The following is a 13,560-nucleotide window of genomic DNA, read 5'->3' on the forward strand; positions in this document are numbered from 1 at the left end:
GGGACAACTAGGGAGCCGCGTTGGCCTTCAGGAACTCGGTGACGGCCGCGGTAGCCTCGGCGGTGCCGTCGGCGGTGACGGTGAGCAGCGACGTGCCGTGCAGCCGGCCCGGGACGAGGGCGATGCGGCGGCGCGGGTCGGTGGTCGCGCTGTACATCGTCTGCGCGTCGGCGGCGAACGAGGTCTCGCCGGTGGCCGCGACGTACAGGACGGGCACGGCGATCCGGGCGGCCGCGGCGGCGGCGTCCTCGCCCGCGTAGGTGGCGGGCGCCGACAGGCTCACGGTGGCGGTCACCGGCGGCTCGGCGGCGGCCGCCGCGACGAGGGAGGCGGTGCCGCCGCGGGACGCGCCGATGAGGACGACCTTCTCGACGCCGAGGGTTCGCGTGTACGCGACGGCCCGCAGGACGTCGGCGGACGGCTTGCTCCCGTCGCCGCGCTGGGAGCGGCCCTCGCCGGCGAAGTCGAGGGCGAGGACGCGGTAGCCGGCGGCGGCCTCCTGCCTGGCCCAGGACAGCCAGGAGCACGCGTCGGCGCTGGCCTGCGGCGCGAGGACGAGCACGGTCCTGCTCGTGGCCGCGCCGAGCAGCACGCCGGTCAGGAAGCCGCCGTTGCCCGGGAACGCGACCTGCTTGTCGTTGAGCTCGGGGTCGGCGCAGCGCCGGTCCGTCGGGCTCGGCGCCGCCTGCGGCGCGGACGCCTCCGTCGACGGTGCCGCAGGCGCTGCCCCGGTTGGTGCCGCGGCTGGGTCGCCGCCGCAGCCGGAGAGCAGGGCCACCGCCAGCAGTCCGAGTCCGATGCGTCTCATGCTGGTGTGGACCGCCGGGGCGCGGCCCGGGTTGCCGCCGCTACCGGATCGTGACCAGCCCCGGCTGCGCGGCGGCGACGGCGATGAGCAGTGGCGTCTCGTCGTAGCCGCAGACCAGCCACGCGTGGCTCGCGTACGTCTGCTGGGTGTACGACGTGTCGTGCGGCATCTGCTGGTAGCGCACGCGTTTGCCGTCGAAGTCGAGCCAGTGGACGGTGACCGCGTCCTTGCGCGTGTTGACGAACGTGACCGCGGTGGCGGCGCCCGTGGTCCCGGACCTGAGCGTGCCCTCCTCGGTCACCGGCCGGGTCGCCAGCTCCGGCAGCGCCGGCGGCGTCGACGTCTCGGGCCGCTCCGGCAGCCGTGGCGGCACGGTCTCGCCCGTCGCCGGCGTCGCCGCCGCGGTGGTCGCGGATGCGGCGGTGGTCGCCGGGGGCGCCGCCACGGACGGGTCGTCGCCGTCGTCACTCGCGAGGCGGACCACGATGACGGCGGCGCCGACGAGAAGTGCGAGGACGCCGAGGATCGCCGCGCCGACGACCCAGGGCAGGAGGCCGCCGCCCCGGGGCGGGTTGCCCCGCCGCGGCAGGTGGTGCGGCGGCGGGTACGGATGCGGCTGCGCCTGCGGCGGTGACGGCGGGGGTGTCCAGGGCTGCGGACCCGGTGGCGGGGACCAGGGTGCGGGTGGCCGCCGGTCATCGGGGGGCATGGTCACGGCGGCAGCGTATCGCCGGGCCGCCACCGCCCGGATCGGCCGATCACCCCGGATCCGATCAACTGTCACAGCACCACCGGCGAATGTCGCCCGGACACGCCGAGTAGTCGCTACATTACCTTCGGTAGGCATTTGTCCAGAATGCTCCAGAGGGGACCGTTACCGTGGTGACCAGATCCGTGCCGCGCCCCGCTCGCCGTGCCGTCCGTGCTTTCCGTGCCGCCCGGGCCGTTCAGGCCGCCCGCGCCGCCCGGGCCGGCCTCGCGCTGGCGGCCGTGGGCATCGTCGTCGTCGGCGCGACCGGGGGCACGGCGTTCGCTGGTCCCGGCCAGTTCAACCGCCCGAGCCCGGACGGCGGCACCGAGGTGCGCAGCCACGGCGTACACGCGACCGGCGGCGACCGGGAGGTCAACGACCGCAAGGCCGGCAAGCTCCCCGCCGCCCCGAACCCGAAGGCGCCCGCGAAGGCCGACACCACCACCAAGGCCGCCTCGAAGCCCGCCACGAAGGCCAAGGCCAAGGCGAAAACCAAGCCTCGCAAGGCCGCGCACAAGCCGGCCGCGAAGCCGCCGCGCAAGGCCCCCGCGGGCAGCTCGTCCGCCCCCGGCGCCGCCGCCCTGTCGACCCCCGTGCAGCAGGTGGCCGCCGCCCCGACCGCGGTCACGGTCACCGCCCAGTCCCCTTCGTCGCTGAAGGTCTCGTGGAAGGTCAACATCGGCGAGACCGGCATCGTCGACCACTTCGAGGTCACCGCGATCGAGGACGCCACCAAGACCTGCCGCACCAGGACCAGCGCCGCGACGAGCTGCGTCGTGCCGGCGCTGACGCAGGGCGCGACGTACTCGTTCACGGTCCGCGCCATCGCCGTCCCGGACTCCGGCGCCCGCAGCTCGGTCCTGAGTGCCCTGTCCGCCCCGGCCACGGTCGGCGCCCCCGCAGCCGCCCAGACGACCCCCGCCAAGGCGCCGGCCACCGAACCCGCCCGCGACCCGCACCACGCCGCCCCGCCCTCGACCGGCGCGGCCCGCACGAACCCCGCCACCCGGCCCGCCGCGCAGACCGCGACCGGCACGCCCCGGACCGCTTCCCATGGCGCGACCGGCACGAGCCAGACCGCTGCCCAGGGCACGGGCACGACCCAGGCCGCCGCCCAGAGCGGGACCGGCACGACGCAAGCCGCTGCCCAGGGCGCGACCGGCACGACCCAGAGCGCTGCCCAGGGTGCGACCGGCGCGACGCAGACCGCGAACGGTGCCGTGCCGGGTTCGAACGCCGCAGCCCGGACCCCGAACCGCGCCGCGCAGGACGCGAACCGCGCCGCGCAGCACCGGACCACACAGGACTCGACGCGCCGGCTCCCCGGCACCGACAAGGGCCGCGACACCGCCCAGGCCGGCACGGCGGCCCAGGACCACGGCGCCACCGACGGCTTCGGTGCACTGCTCGGCCTGCCGAACGGTACAACTGACACCGCCGTCGTCACGGCCACCGCCGAAACCCGCGACGGCCGGCGGACCCGGCCCGGCGTCCTCGCCCTGCTGGGCCTCGGCGCCCTCGCCCTCGCCGGCCTCGTCACCGCCGCCGTCACCCGCGGCCGCCGCGTCACTGGCTGACCCACCCGCCGCCCGCGTCAGGTTCGCTGTCGGAGACCGTCCAGCTCAGAGGGTCCTGGGGGCGGGGAGGCCGGCGGTCTCGGCGGTGAGGCGGGCGTGGCCGTCGAAGAGGGCGTCGCGGCCCTCCTCGGTGATCCAGTCGAAGTGACCGTAGGCCTCCAGGGCGGCGAAGCCGTGCAGTGACGACCAGGCGTGCAGCATGGCCTGGAAGGTCTCCGCCGAGACCGGTACACCCGACTGCTGGTGCTTCTGCTCGGCGCACGCGGCGATGGCGGGGTGCACGTCGCGCAGCCGGGGGCGCCCGAGCACGCCCTGCGCCTGGGCCTCGAGGAAGAGCGACGACAGCTGTGACATCGCCCGCTGGGCGGCCTCGGTGGTGGGGCCGTCGACTGGGGCGGCGTAGCCGGGCAGGGGCATGCCGAGGATGAGGGCGAAGCGCTGCGGATCCTGCCGGGCCCATTGACGGTACGAGCCGGCGACCGCCATGAACCGGGCGCCGACGTCGTCGGCGGGGACCGCGTCGCGGGCCTCGGCGACGCAGCGGCCGAGGTCGTCGTACGCGTCGGCGATGAGGGCGCTGAGCAGCTCGTCCCGGTCGGCGAAGTAGCGGTAGAGCGCCGGCGGCGTCATCTCCATGGCCCGGGCGATGTCGGCGAAGCGGATGTCGACGGTGCCCTGCTCCCGCATGTGGGTAAGGGCGGTGTGCTTGATCTCGTCGATGGTCGCCGCGCGCGCCTTCTCCCGCCTGGGTGTGTTCATGGGTGTCCTCCTGATGACCGTTGCGTTAAGCATCGTTACAGAAGTGAAGGCGCTTGACAAGCGACGGGTCGTCATGTTGGTTAATAGGCATAACGCAACTGACGCCTATTCACTGCTGAAGGCAGGGATCATGACCGACCTCCCGAACCCAGCGCTCGGCCCGCTCGGGCGGCTCGCCCGGGTGGCGTACCGGCGGCGTGGCCGGACCGTCGTCGCGTGGGTCGTCGCGCTCGCCGCGGCGTTCGCGCTGTCCAACTTCTTCGGCGGCGACTTCGCCGCCGACTACTCCGCGCCCGGCTCCGACTCCAAGGCCGCGACGCGGCTGCTCGAGGAGCGCTTCACCAGCCAGTCCGGCGCGACCGTCGCGGTCGTCGTCCGGGCCGACAACGGCGTCGCCGGCGTGAAGGGCGACGTGCAGGCGCTCCTGGCGAAGCTCGCGGCCGCGCCCCACGTCGCAGGCGTCGCCGACCCGTTCGCCGCGCCCGGCGGGATCTCGCAGGACGGCCGGACCGCGGTCGCCGACCTGCGCCTCGACGTGGTCAACCCCGACGACATGCCGGTCGAGGGCAGTCAGCGCCTGATGGACATCGCCACCGAGGCGAGCCGCGCCGGGCTGACGGTCGCCCTCGGCGGGCAGAGCATCCAGCGCGCCGAGCAGGGCGAGATCGGCTCCGAGGGGATCGGCCTCGCCGCCGCCATCGTCATCCTGCTGCTGATGTTCGGCTCCGTGATCGCCGCCGGCCTGCCGGTCCTGGTCGCCGTCGCCGGGCTCGCCGTCAGCGCCACGCTGACCGGGGTCCTCATCCGCTTCGTCGACGCGCCCGACTGGTCCACGTCGCTGGCGACCATGATGGGCATCGGCATCGGCATCGACTACGTGCTGCTGATGGTCACCCGCTTCCGCGAATGGCGCGCCGCCGGCCTCGACCCCGAGGCGGCGACCGTCGCGACGCTCGACACCGCCGGCCGCTCCGTGATGGTCGCCGGCAGCACGGTCATCGTCAGCATGCTCGGCCTGTTCGCGATGGGCCTGTCGTTCATGCGCGGCGCCGCGCTCGTCACGATCCTCGGCGTCCTCGTCACGCTGGTCGCGAGCGTCACCCTGTTCCCGGCGCTGCTGGGGTACCTCGGCCGGCACGTCGACAAGCTGCGCCTGCCGCTGCTGCGCCAGGGCGCCGTGACGGTCGCCGCCGGTGGGCACGTCGAGCCCGGCAAGGGCTGGCTGCGCTGGAGCGGGCTGATCCAGCGGCACCGCTTCGTCTCGGCGTTCCTCGGCGTGGCGATCCTGCTCGCGCTGGCCGCGCCGTTCCTCGGCGTCCGGTTCGGCTTCCCGGACGCGGGCAACAACCGCGCCGAGACCACCACCCGCCAGGCCTACGACATGGTCGCCGAGGGCTTCGGCCCGGGCGCCAACGGCCCGCTCGTGCTCGCCGTCGAGCTGACCCGCCCCGGCGACACCACGGCGCTGGACAAGCTCGCCGCCGCCCTCCCCGGCGTCAACGGGGTGGCCGCCGCGATGCCCGCGCAGGTCAACCAGGACGGCACCGCCGCGGTCATCACGGTGCTGCCGCGCACCGGCCCGCAGGACTCCCGCACCGAGGACCTCGTCGAGCGGCTCCGCGACATCCTGCCGCAGACGGTCGCCGGCACCGGCGCCGACGTCCACGTCGGCGGGATGACTGCCACCGCGATCGACAGCACCGCCAACATCGCCCGGCGGATCCCGCTGCTCATCGGCGGCGTGGTCCTGCTGTCGATGCTGCTGCTCCTGGTGTCGTTCCGCAGCGTCGCGGTGGCGCTGAAGGCGGCGGTGATGAACCTGCTGTCGGTCGCCGCCGCGTACGGCGTGGTCGCCCTCGTCCTGCAGGGCGGCTGGGCCGGCAAGCTGGTCGGCATCGACACCGAGACGCCGCTGCCGGCGTTCGTGCCGGTGCTGATGTTCGCCGTCCTGTTCGGCCTCTCGATGGACTACGAGGTCTTCCTCGTCAGCCGCATGCGCGAGGTCTGGACCCGCACCGGCGAAAACGCCCGCGCCGTCACCGACGGCCTCGCCGGCACCGGCCGCGTCATCACCGCCGCGGCCGCCATCATGATCGCGGTGTTCGCCGCCTTCATCCCCAGCCCCGACCTGGTCCTGAAGGTCATCGGCGTGGGCATGGCGTCCGCGATCCTCCTCGACGCGACGGTCGTCCGCCTCCTGCTCGTCCCGGCCGCGATGCACATCCTCGGCCGCGTCAACTGGTGGATGCCGGCCTGGCTCGGCCGTCTCCTGCCCGAGCTGCACGTCGAGGGCAAGGCCCAGGACCACCTCCCCGCCGAGCCGAAGGAACTGGCGACCACCACGGTTTGAGACCTGACCGGTGCGGCAGGCGGACCCGTCTGCCGCACCGGTGTTCATACAATGTCGGCAATGGACATCGACGAAGTGCCGTGGGATGAGCGGCGGTCCGGCTGGCGGTCGGACTACCTGCCGGCGCCGGTGCAGCTGGGCCGGCAGCGCGACCGGCTCCTCGCGCTGGTCGGACGGCGGGTCACCGAGGGCTGGACCGGCTGGGACGTCACCCGGGACCGGTGGTTCGAGGACATCCCGCTCGTGCTGGTCTTCGACGACGGGTCGCGGCTGGAGCTGCAATGGAAGACCTGGGACCACCTGTCGGTCACGTGGGGCACGATCGACTTCGCGGCGCCGCTCGACATCGGTGTCGGCGGGCCCTATGCATGGCGGTCGTCGGCACCCGGGCTGGTCGCGGCGATCGTCGGCCGGGTGGTGACAGAGATCGGCGTGACCGAGAGCCCGTTCTTCAGCGGCGGTGGCGACATCCTCTACACGGAGGTCGAGGTGCCCGGAAGCCCGGTTCCCGGCGGCACCACGAACGACGACGCGCCGCTGCCGGAGGTCGCCGGCTGGCTGACCGAGGGCCTGTGGTTCGCCACCGGTGACGTCGGGCTGCACGTCCGCAACGGTCTCGACGCGAATGCGCTCGGGTCGGCGCCGGTCACGCCCGGCAATGCGGGCATGAGCCGAGTGACGCCGCTGTCAGCCTTTGGTCGAGCCGAGGGACAGGCCGGCGATGAAGTGCTTCTGCAGTGACGCGTAGACGACGAGCGTGGGGATCGCGGCGATCAGTGCGGCCGCCGCGATCATGTTCTGGTTGGCGACGAACTGCCCCTGCAAGTTGGCCAGTGCCGACGTCACGGGGCGTTTGTCGCCGGTGGAGATCAGCGTGATCGCCCAGAAGAAGTCGTTGTAGATCCAGGTGGTCAGCAGCGTTGCGAGGGCGGCGAGGGCCGGGCGGCACAGGGGGAGGGTCAGCCGCCAGAAGCGGGTCCAGACGCCGGCGCCGTCGACGACGGCGGCCTCGTCGAGCTCGTGCGGCAGGGTCTTCATGTAGTTGCTGAGGACGAAGACGCAGAACCCGAGCTGGAACGCGACGTTGATGGCGATCAGGCCGACGTACGAGTTGTACATCAGGCCGCTCTCGCTGACCCAGTGCGGCAGCGGGATGGCGAGGTACAGGCGGAACAGCGGCGTGATGATGACCTGCTGCGGCAGCAGGTTGCCGGCGGTGAACAGGATGAGCAGGGCGATGTTCCAGCGCAGCCGCAGCCGGGCCACGACGTAGGCGAACGACGAGGCCAGCAACAGGGTCAGCACCACGGCCGGCACCGTGACGATCAGCGAGTTGAGGAAGAAGCGCCACATGTCGGACTGGGTCCACGCGGCGCGGAAGTTGGACAGCGTCAGGCCGGACGGCAGCGAGACGTAGCCGTGCGCGTTGGTGTCGGCGATCGGCCGCAGCGCCACGTACAGCGCGAACAGGATCGGCGTCAGCCACAGCGCGATCATCACGAGCATGAACGCCTGGGACGCCACGCGCCACGGGCGGCGGGTCATGAGCGGGCCTCCTCGCGGCGGAACGCCTGATACAGGAACAGCGTGATCGGCACGAGCGAGATGACGAGCAGGATGACGCCGAGGGTGGAGCCGAAGCCGATGCGTTGGGTCTCGCCGACGATGTTCTGGGTGACGGCGACGGACAGCAGTTCGAGGCCTTTGAGCGGGTTGCCGCCGGAGGTGATGTACACGAGGTCGAAGGCGCGCAGCGACTCGATCACCGTTACCACCATGACCACGATGTTGATGGGGCGCATGGCGGGGAAGACGACGCGCCAGAACGTCTGCCAGGCCGACGCGCCGTCCATGAGCGCGGCCTCCCGCAGCGCCGGGTCCACCGCCTTCAGCCCGGCAAGGTAGAGGATCATGACGTAGCCGGCCTGCCGCCAGCTGGCCTCGACGAGGAGGGCCCAGAGGTTGAGTGACGGGTCGCCGAGCCAGTCGATGAGGTTGTCGTCGCCGGTACGGTGCAGCAGCGAGTTCACCAGTCCGAAGTTGGGTGAGTAGATGAGCTCCCAGATGATCCCGATGAGGGCGAGGGAGAGCATCACGGGCAGGAACAGGATGCTCTGGTAGATCCTGGAGCCGCGGATGCCCCGGTCGATGACGACGGCGAAGAGCATCCCGAGCGGCGTCGCGAAGCACACGAACACGAGCAGCCAGATGATGTTGTGCCGCACGGCCGGCCAGAAGTCGGGGTAGGTGGTGAACGCCTGCTCGTAGTTGCGGACGCCGTACAGGCAACCGGGCTGCGGGATGCCGGGCACGGACGGCAGCGAGTCGCAGGACTGCAGCTGCACCCCGCCGACGCCGGTCCACTTCGTGAACGACAGCCCCACCGACGCCAGGGCCGGCCCCCAGATGAGGAACGCCTCCAGCAGCAGCGGGATGCCGAGCATGACCGCGACGACCGCGACGTCGCGGCGGGTGAGCAGGCGCCGGCGCTTCACTTGGTGAAGATCGTCTTGGCCTGGTCCTCGGCGCTCTTCAGGATGGAGGTGACCGTGCCCGGGCTCGGGTCGTCGATGAACGTCTGGATCAGCTTGATCATCGCGGTGGCCATGTCGGGGACCGTGTCGCGGTCCATGAACTGCGACACGTTCTTGCACTTGGCGATCTCCGCGACGGACTTCTTCTGGATCTCGTTGTAGGTCGGCGCGACCAGACCGTTGGCGAGCCCGACGTCCCAGTGGTCGTTCTGCAGGAAGCTGGTCTCCGCCTCGGGGGTGCCGATGTACTGCAGGACCACCTTCGCGGCGGCCGAGTTCCTGCCCTTCTTCGGCAGGATGAAGCCGTCGGTCGGGGCGTCCATGTAGTACTGGCCGTGCTCGGGGTTGATCGCCGGGTAGGGGAAGAAGTCCAGGTCGGCGAGGTTCGCGGGGGAGTAGTTCGCGGCGACCTGGTTGGAGCCCTGGAACATCATGCCGGCCTGCTTGTTCTCCAGGGCCTTGGCCGCGTCCTGCCAGGTCCGGCCGTTGGCGCCGTTCTGCACGTACGGCATGAGCTGCCGCCACTGGTCGAACACCGCCGCGACCTTCGGATCGGTCCACGGCACCTCGTGCTTCATCAGCCGCATGTGGAAGTCGTAGCCGTTGATGCGCAGGTTGAGGATGTCGAACGTGCCCAGCGCCGGCCAGCCGTCCTTCTCCGCGAACGCGATCGGCACGAGGCCGTCGGTCTTCATCTTCTGGCACAGCGCGATGAACGCGTCCCAGGTCGTGGGGACCTGGTAGCCCTTCGCGGCGAAGACGCTCTTGTTGTAGAAGACGACCCACGGGTAGTTGTACAGCGGCACCAGGTAGTAGTGCCCGTCGATGCCCTTGGAGAGGCTGCGGGCGGCGTCGTTGAACGTGCCGCCGATCTTCTCCCACACGTCGTCGATCGGTGTGAGCAGGCCCTGCGCGGCGAAGAACTGCAGCCGGTAGCCGGCGAACCAGGTGGCCAGGGAGTCCGGCGTGCCCTGCAGGTAGCTGCTGATGTTGTTCTGGAACGTGTTGTGGTCGGTGGTGTTGACCGTGATCGGCACCTTCGTCGCCGACGTCGCGGCCGCGCACAGCGCCGCGAACGCCTGCTTGGTGGCGTCGTCGGAGTAGTTGGACCCGAACGTGATCGGGTCGGTGGGGGCGCCGGAGTCGGGCGCCTTGCCGTCGTCGTCATCGCCGCAGGCGGCGAGGAACGTGGGCGCTCCGAGGAGCGCGGACGCGGCGGCGAGGCCTTTGAGCGCGGAGCGGCGGGACAACCGGGCGTCCGTCATGTTCGCCTCCTGGCGGATTCGGCGAAAAGGCAACAGGTTCCAACGCGGATGCTCATAAGCCATCACAGCAAAGCCCGTCGATGTGACAGTTGTCAAGCATTGACCATCATCGCGATCTCCCGGCCCGCACCCAGAGCCTCGCCGAGGACCCGGTCGGCACGGGCTGAGTACGTGTACCTGCCGGCACGTGAGTAGCGGCACGGTGCCGTACAGGAGCGACAGGCGGGACAGTGTCGCCATGAGCTCCTATCGAGGTGCCAGCATGGCCAGGTGGTGGGCGACGGTCGTGGTCGGTGCCGCGGCCGCGCTGCTGTTCGCCTGGCTCGGCAAGGTCGCCGGCGTGTCCCTGCGGACCCTGCTCACCGTCGGCGCCGGGCTCGCCGCGCTCATGTGGACGGTCGTGCTCGTCACCTGGCCGTGGAACCTGTACTTCGACGCCCGGCACGTCACCGCCGAGCACGAGGTCTCCCGCGCCCGGGGCATCGCCGTCCCGCCGGCCCGCGACGACGAGGCGCGGCGGATCGCGCGGTGGATGCTGCGCTTCGCGATCGGCGGGCACCTCGCCACCGCCGCCGTCACCGCGGTCTTCGCGGCCGTGTCCGGCGAGCTGACCGGCTACTACCTCGCCGGGTTCTACCTGCTGTCCACGCTCGTGCGGCCGGCCGCCGCGTACTTCGGCCACCTCCGCGACCGGATCACGTCGCTGCGCCGGGAGAGCACCCACCCCCGCGACGACGTCGTCACGCTCAACGCCGACGTGGAGTCGCTCAAGGAGGCCGTGGAGCGGGTGCAGCGGGAGCTCGACGAGGCCCGGACGGCCACCGCCGACGACCTGGCCAGGCTGCGCAAGCAGGCGGGCGCCGACCTGACCCGCCTGGAGGACGCGCAGGCCGCCGACCGGGCCGCCGCCCGCGACCGCGACGAGGCGCTCAAGGCCCGCATCGACCAGATGGCCCGCCGCGTCGAGGGCACCCTCGACGGCATCAGCGACCACCAGGAACTACTGACGGGCATCCGCGCCCTGGTGCGGATGATCAGGACGGATCCGGCGTAGCCCCGTCCTGCCACGCGCGGAAGACGGCCGGCAGCCCCGGGTGACCGGCGTCGGCCAGGTGCACCAGCTTGTGCCTGGTCATCGCCATCCCGAGCCGGACACCGTCGTGCAGGCCGGCGCCGCCGGCCAGCGCCGCGACGAGCCCGGCGGCGTAGACGTCCCCGGCGCCGGTCGCGTCGACGACCCGCTCCACCGGCACCGGGTGCTGCGGATGGAAGCGGGCCCGCAGCAGCGGCCCCGACCGCGTGAACGTCGTGACGCCGGCGGGGCGCTTGACGTGCACGAAGCGCCCGGGCCGGCCGACCCGCAGGATCCGGTCCGCGGCCCACGTGTCGTCGCCGGTCGTGCCGAGGGCCTGCAGCTCCCGCTCGTTGAGCAGGACGTGGTCGGCCAGGGTGGCGAGCGCGGTGACCGGCGCCGACCCGCTCGCCGCCCACACGTGCCCCGGGTCGAACGACAGCACCGTCTCCGGGCTGCGTTCCCGCACCGCGGCGAGCACGTCGGCGAGCACCACCGGCGTCAGCTGGTCCAGGAACGACGTCACGTGCACGATCCTGGCCGCCGATAGGTACTCCACCACCGCCTCGAACTCGACCTCCAGGTGCGCGGCCATGCGGTCGTTGGCGCCGGGGTGGACCAGCAGCGTCCGCTCACCGTCCTCGACCAGCGACAGGCACACGCCGCTGAGCTCGCGCGGCTCGTCACGCAGCATCCCCGTGTCGACGCCGAGCGCGCGCAGCCGCCCCGCGAGCGGGGTGCCCGGCACCGGCAGCCGGCCGGCGACACCGACGTAGCCGAGCCGGAGCCCGGCATCGATGTGCGCCAGCGCGTTGATCGTGTTGTACGCGGACCCGCCGACGGCGACCCGGACCGCCGCGCCCTGCACCGTGCGCATGGCGGCGTCGACCGTCGCCGCGCCGACCCTGCCCTCCGCGCCCCAGGCGACGGAGCCGCGCAGCAGCGCCTTCGCGGCGGGTGACACCGGGGCGATCGAGTCGAGGTTGAGGGCCCCGACCCCGACGACGTCGAACCTGAACCCCACCTGACTCCTCAGCCGGCCACAGTCTGATGCTCCCCGACCCCGACTGCGACCCCGGTCGGCGACGCGGCGTCGAACGCCGCCTCCACGGTAACCCGCTCCATCTCCGCGGCGAGCGCCTGGATGTCGGCGGGGGACAGCCGGTGCGTGTCGGCGCAGATCGAGACGTCCACCGCGCCGGGCGCGGCATCGACGCTGATGTTGAGCTCGGCGTCCAGCACGTCGACCTTCCGGTTCCACCAGCTCGTCGACAGCGGCATCGCGTCGGCCAGCTGAACTGGGGTCGCCAGGTCGTCCGCGGGCGGCGGCGCGCCGTCGCGGGTGCGGCGGTCGTTCACGATGATCGAGAAGTCGACGTCGCCGCGGTCCGCGCGGACCCGCTCCAGCATCGCCGTCAACGCGAGCGGGTCGAAGTGGCCGTGCATGTACGCGTTCGTCGCCGCCGTCCACGCCCGCCCGACCACCTCGTCGAACGTCGCGCCGGCCACGTCGACCGCGCAGATGCTCAGCTGGGCGAGCTGGCTCACCGAGTCGGCGCAGCCGGGGCGGAAGCGGTTGCTCACCACCAGCTGCGCGACGCTCGGGTTACGGCCCGTGAGTCTGGCCAGGGCGACCGAGTAGGCGGCGAGGACCACGTAGCCGACCCCGGCGCCGGTGCGGTGCGCGACCAGCTGCATCGCCAGGTGCATCGCCGGCGAGCGGTGGGTGAGCTCCCAGTACCGCGGCTCCCGCGGGTCGTCGGAGACGCCGAACCGCCGCGCCGGGATCGCCCGCAGGATCTGCTCCCAGTGCCGCAGCGACTTGTCGCTCTGCCGCCGCCCGGACGCCGTCGCCTGCTTCGCCGCCATCTCCAGCGGCGTCAGCCCGGGCAGCGGCGCCGCCGTCGTGCCGGTCGCCGGGTCGAGGTGCGCCATGTCCCGCACGATCGCGTCGATGCCGAAGCCGTCCACGGCGACGTGGCAGTACAGCACGACGACATGCGTCACCGAACCGTCGCGGCACACGACGCCCATCCGCACGGGCCACTCGGCCTCGTAGTCGAACGGCGCCGCCTCGTACCGCAGCCGCAACGCCTCGGCGACGGCCTCCGGCTCCTCGTCGGTGCTGACGACGTCGATGACGTCGATGACGTCCAAGGGCACCTCGCCGGACTCCGACACGACCTGCCGGACCGGGTCGCCGAACCGCAGCCTGGTCCGCAGCGCCTGGTGACGGCTCACCAGATAGCGCAGCAGGGTCTGCATGGACTCCACCGGCGTCCCCGGCGGCATCGCCACGGTCCCGCCGATGTTCATGCTCAGCCCGGTGTCCCGCATGGTCTGCCAGATCCCCAGCTGCGCCCAGGTCAGGTCGGCCTCCCCGGCCCCCTCACCGTGAAACGGCACGAGGATGCGACGTGTGCTACTGCCCATTCGCCATTTCC

General features: G+C 72.3%; 12 protein-coding genes. 4 read left to right on the forward strand and 8 right to left on the reverse strand.

From position 1 onward, the window contains the following. Nucleotides 1-7: 7 nt before the first annotated feature. Together ABD332_RS02560 and ABD332_RS02565 are read right to left on the reverse strand one after the other, a co-directional pair. Nucleotides 8-808 carry an alpha/beta hydrolase gene (locus tag ABD332_RS02560; protein ID WP_344499050.1) on the reverse strand — a complete coding sequence of 267 codons (801 nt, stop codon included), beginning with the start codon at nt 806-808 and terminating at the stop codon, nt 8-10. Between the two features lie 40 nt (nt 809-848). Further along, nucleotides 849-1,517, reverse strand: coding sequence for a VHL beta domain-containing protein (locus tag ABD332_RS02565; protein ID WP_344500690.1), 669 nt, complete (start codon nt 1,515-1,517; stop codon nt 849-851). A gap of 173 nt (nt 1,518-1,690) precedes the next feature. Between ABD332_RS02565 and ABD332_RS02570 the strand changes: the two genes are divergently transcribed. Further along, on the forward strand, nt 1,691-3,136 hold the full coding sequence (locus tag ABD332_RS02570; RefSeq protein WP_344499052.1) for a fibronectin type III domain-containing protein: 1,446 nt from the start codon (nt 1,691-1,693) through the stop codon (nt 3,134-3,136). Nucleotides 3,137-3,181: 45 nt separating this feature from the next. On the opposite strand, the gene ABD332_RS02575 is transcribed toward ABD332_RS02570, so the two are convergent. Beyond that, nucleotides 3,182-3,895 (reverse strand): TetR/AcrR family transcriptional regulator, encoded by a 714-nt coding sequence (locus tag ABD332_RS02575; protein ID WP_344499054.1) that lies wholly within the window; start codon nt 3,893-3,895, stop codon nt 3,182-3,184. Between the two features lie 130 nt (nt 3,896-4,025). Here ABD332_RS02575 and ABD332_RS02580 point away from each other — a divergent pair, with 130 nt between their 5' ends. Both ABD332_RS02580 and ABD332_RS02585 read left to right on the forward strand, forming a co-directional pair. Next, on the forward strand, nt 4,026-6,245 hold the full coding sequence (locus ABD332_RS02580; RefSeq protein ID WP_344499056.1) for an MMPL family transporter: 2,220 nt from the start codon (nt 4,026-4,028) through the stop codon (nt 6,243-6,245). Nucleotides 6,246-6,305: 60 nt separating this feature from the next. After that, complete coding sequence (locus tag ABD332_RS02585; RefSeq protein ID WP_344499058.1) at nt 6,306-6,986, forward strand: hypothetical protein; 681 nt, start codon at nt 6,306-6,308, stop codon at nt 6,984-6,986. On the opposite strand, the gene ABD332_RS02590 is transcribed toward ABD332_RS02585, so the two are convergent. Genes ABD332_RS02590 through ABD332_RS02600 form a run of 3 tightly spaced genes read right to left on the reverse strand, consistent with a single transcriptional unit; the run spans nt 6,933 to nt 10,044 of the window. Continuing rightward, nucleotides 6,933-7,790 (reverse strand): carbohydrate ABC transporter permease, encoded by an 858-nt coding sequence (locus ABD332_RS02590; RefSeq protein ID WP_344499060.1) that lies wholly within the window; start codon nt 7,788-7,790, stop codon nt 6,933-6,935. The two genes, ABD332_RS02585 and ABD332_RS02590, sit on opposite strands and share 54 nt — an antisense overlap. After that, nucleotides 7,787-8,740, reverse strand: a complete 954-nt coding sequence (locus ABD332_RS02595) for a carbohydrate ABC transporter permease (RefSeq protein WP_344499062.1) — start codon at nt 8,738-8,740, stop codon at nt 7,787-7,789. Before ABD332_RS02595 ends, ABD332_RS02590 begins: the two co-directional genes overlap by 4 nt. After that, nucleotides 8,737-10,044, reverse strand: coding sequence for an ABC transporter substrate-binding protein (locus ABD332_RS02600; protein ID WP_344499064.1), 1,308 nt, complete (start codon nt 10,042-10,044; stop codon nt 8,737-8,739). The genes ABD332_RS02595 and ABD332_RS02600 overlap by 4 nt, the downstream gene beginning before the upstream one ends. A 238-nt stretch (nt 10,045-10,282) precedes the next feature. Between ABD332_RS02600 and ABD332_RS02605 the strand changes: the two genes are divergently transcribed. Then, nucleotides 10,283-11,098: a hypothetical protein gene (locus ABD332_RS02605; protein WP_344499066.1), complete on the forward strand. Its 816-nt coding sequence runs from the start codon at nt 10,283-10,285 to the stop codon at nt 11,096-11,098. Here the strand turns inward: ABD332_RS02605 and ABD332_RS02610 are convergent. Next, nucleotides 11,079-12,140 (reverse strand): carbohydrate kinase family protein, encoded by a 1,062-nt coding sequence (locus ABD332_RS02610; RefSeq protein ID WP_344499068.1) that lies wholly within the window; start codon nt 12,138-12,140, stop codon nt 11,079-11,081. The two genes, ABD332_RS02605 and ABD332_RS02610, sit on opposite strands and share 20 nt — an antisense overlap. 8 nt (nt 12,141-12,148) lie before the next feature. Then, nucleotides 12,149-13,549 carry a condensation domain-containing protein gene (locus tag ABD332_RS02615; protein ID WP_344499070.1) on the reverse strand — a complete coding sequence of 467 codons (1,401 nt, stop codon included), beginning with the start codon at nt 13,547-13,549 and terminating at the stop codon, nt 12,149-12,151. Nucleotides 13,550-13,560 lie beyond the last annotated feature (11 nt).

It is taken from the genome of Dactylosporangium maewongense, from assembly GCF_039531485.1.
Lineage (GTDB): Bacteria > Actinomycetota > Actinomycetes > Mycobacteriales > Micromonosporaceae > Dactylosporangium > Dactylosporangium maewongense.

Coding starts and splice junctions, on each gene's coding strand:
- ABD332_RS02560 (WP_344499050.1), bottom strand. CDS start 808: ATGAGACGCATCGGACTCGGACTGCTGGCGGTGGCCCTGCTCTCCGGC.
- ABD332_RS02565 (WP_344500690.1), bottom strand. CDS start 1,517: ATGCCCCCCGATGACCGGCGGCCACCCGCACCCTGGTCCCCGCCACCG.
- ABD332_RS02575 (WP_344499054.1), bottom strand. CDS start 3,895: ATGAACACACCCAGGCGGGAGAAGGCGCGCGCGGCGACCATCGACGAG.
- ABD332_RS02580 (WP_344499056.1), top strand. CDS start 4,026: ATGACCGACCTCCCGAACCCAGCGCTCGGCCCGCTCGGGCGGCTCGCC.
- ABD332_RS02585 (WP_344499058.1), top strand. CDS start 6,306: ATGGACATCGACGAAGTGCCGTGGGATGAGCGGCGGTCCGGCTGGCGG.
- ABD332_RS02590 (WP_344499060.1), bottom strand. CDS start 7,790: ATGACCCGCCGCCCGTGGCGCGTGGCGTCCCAGGCGTTCATGCTCGTG.
- ABD332_RS02600 (WP_344499064.1), bottom strand. CDS start 10,044: ATGACGGACGCCCGGTTGTCCCGCCGCTCCGCGCTCAAAGGCCTCGCC.
- ABD332_RS02605 (WP_344499066.1), top strand. CDS start 10,283: ATGAGCTCCTATCGAGGTGCCAGCATGGCCAGGTGGTGGGCGACGGTC.
- ABD332_RS02615 (WP_344499070.1), bottom strand. CDS start 13,549: ATGGGCAGTAGCACACGTCGCATCCTCGTGCCGTTTCACGGTGAGGGG.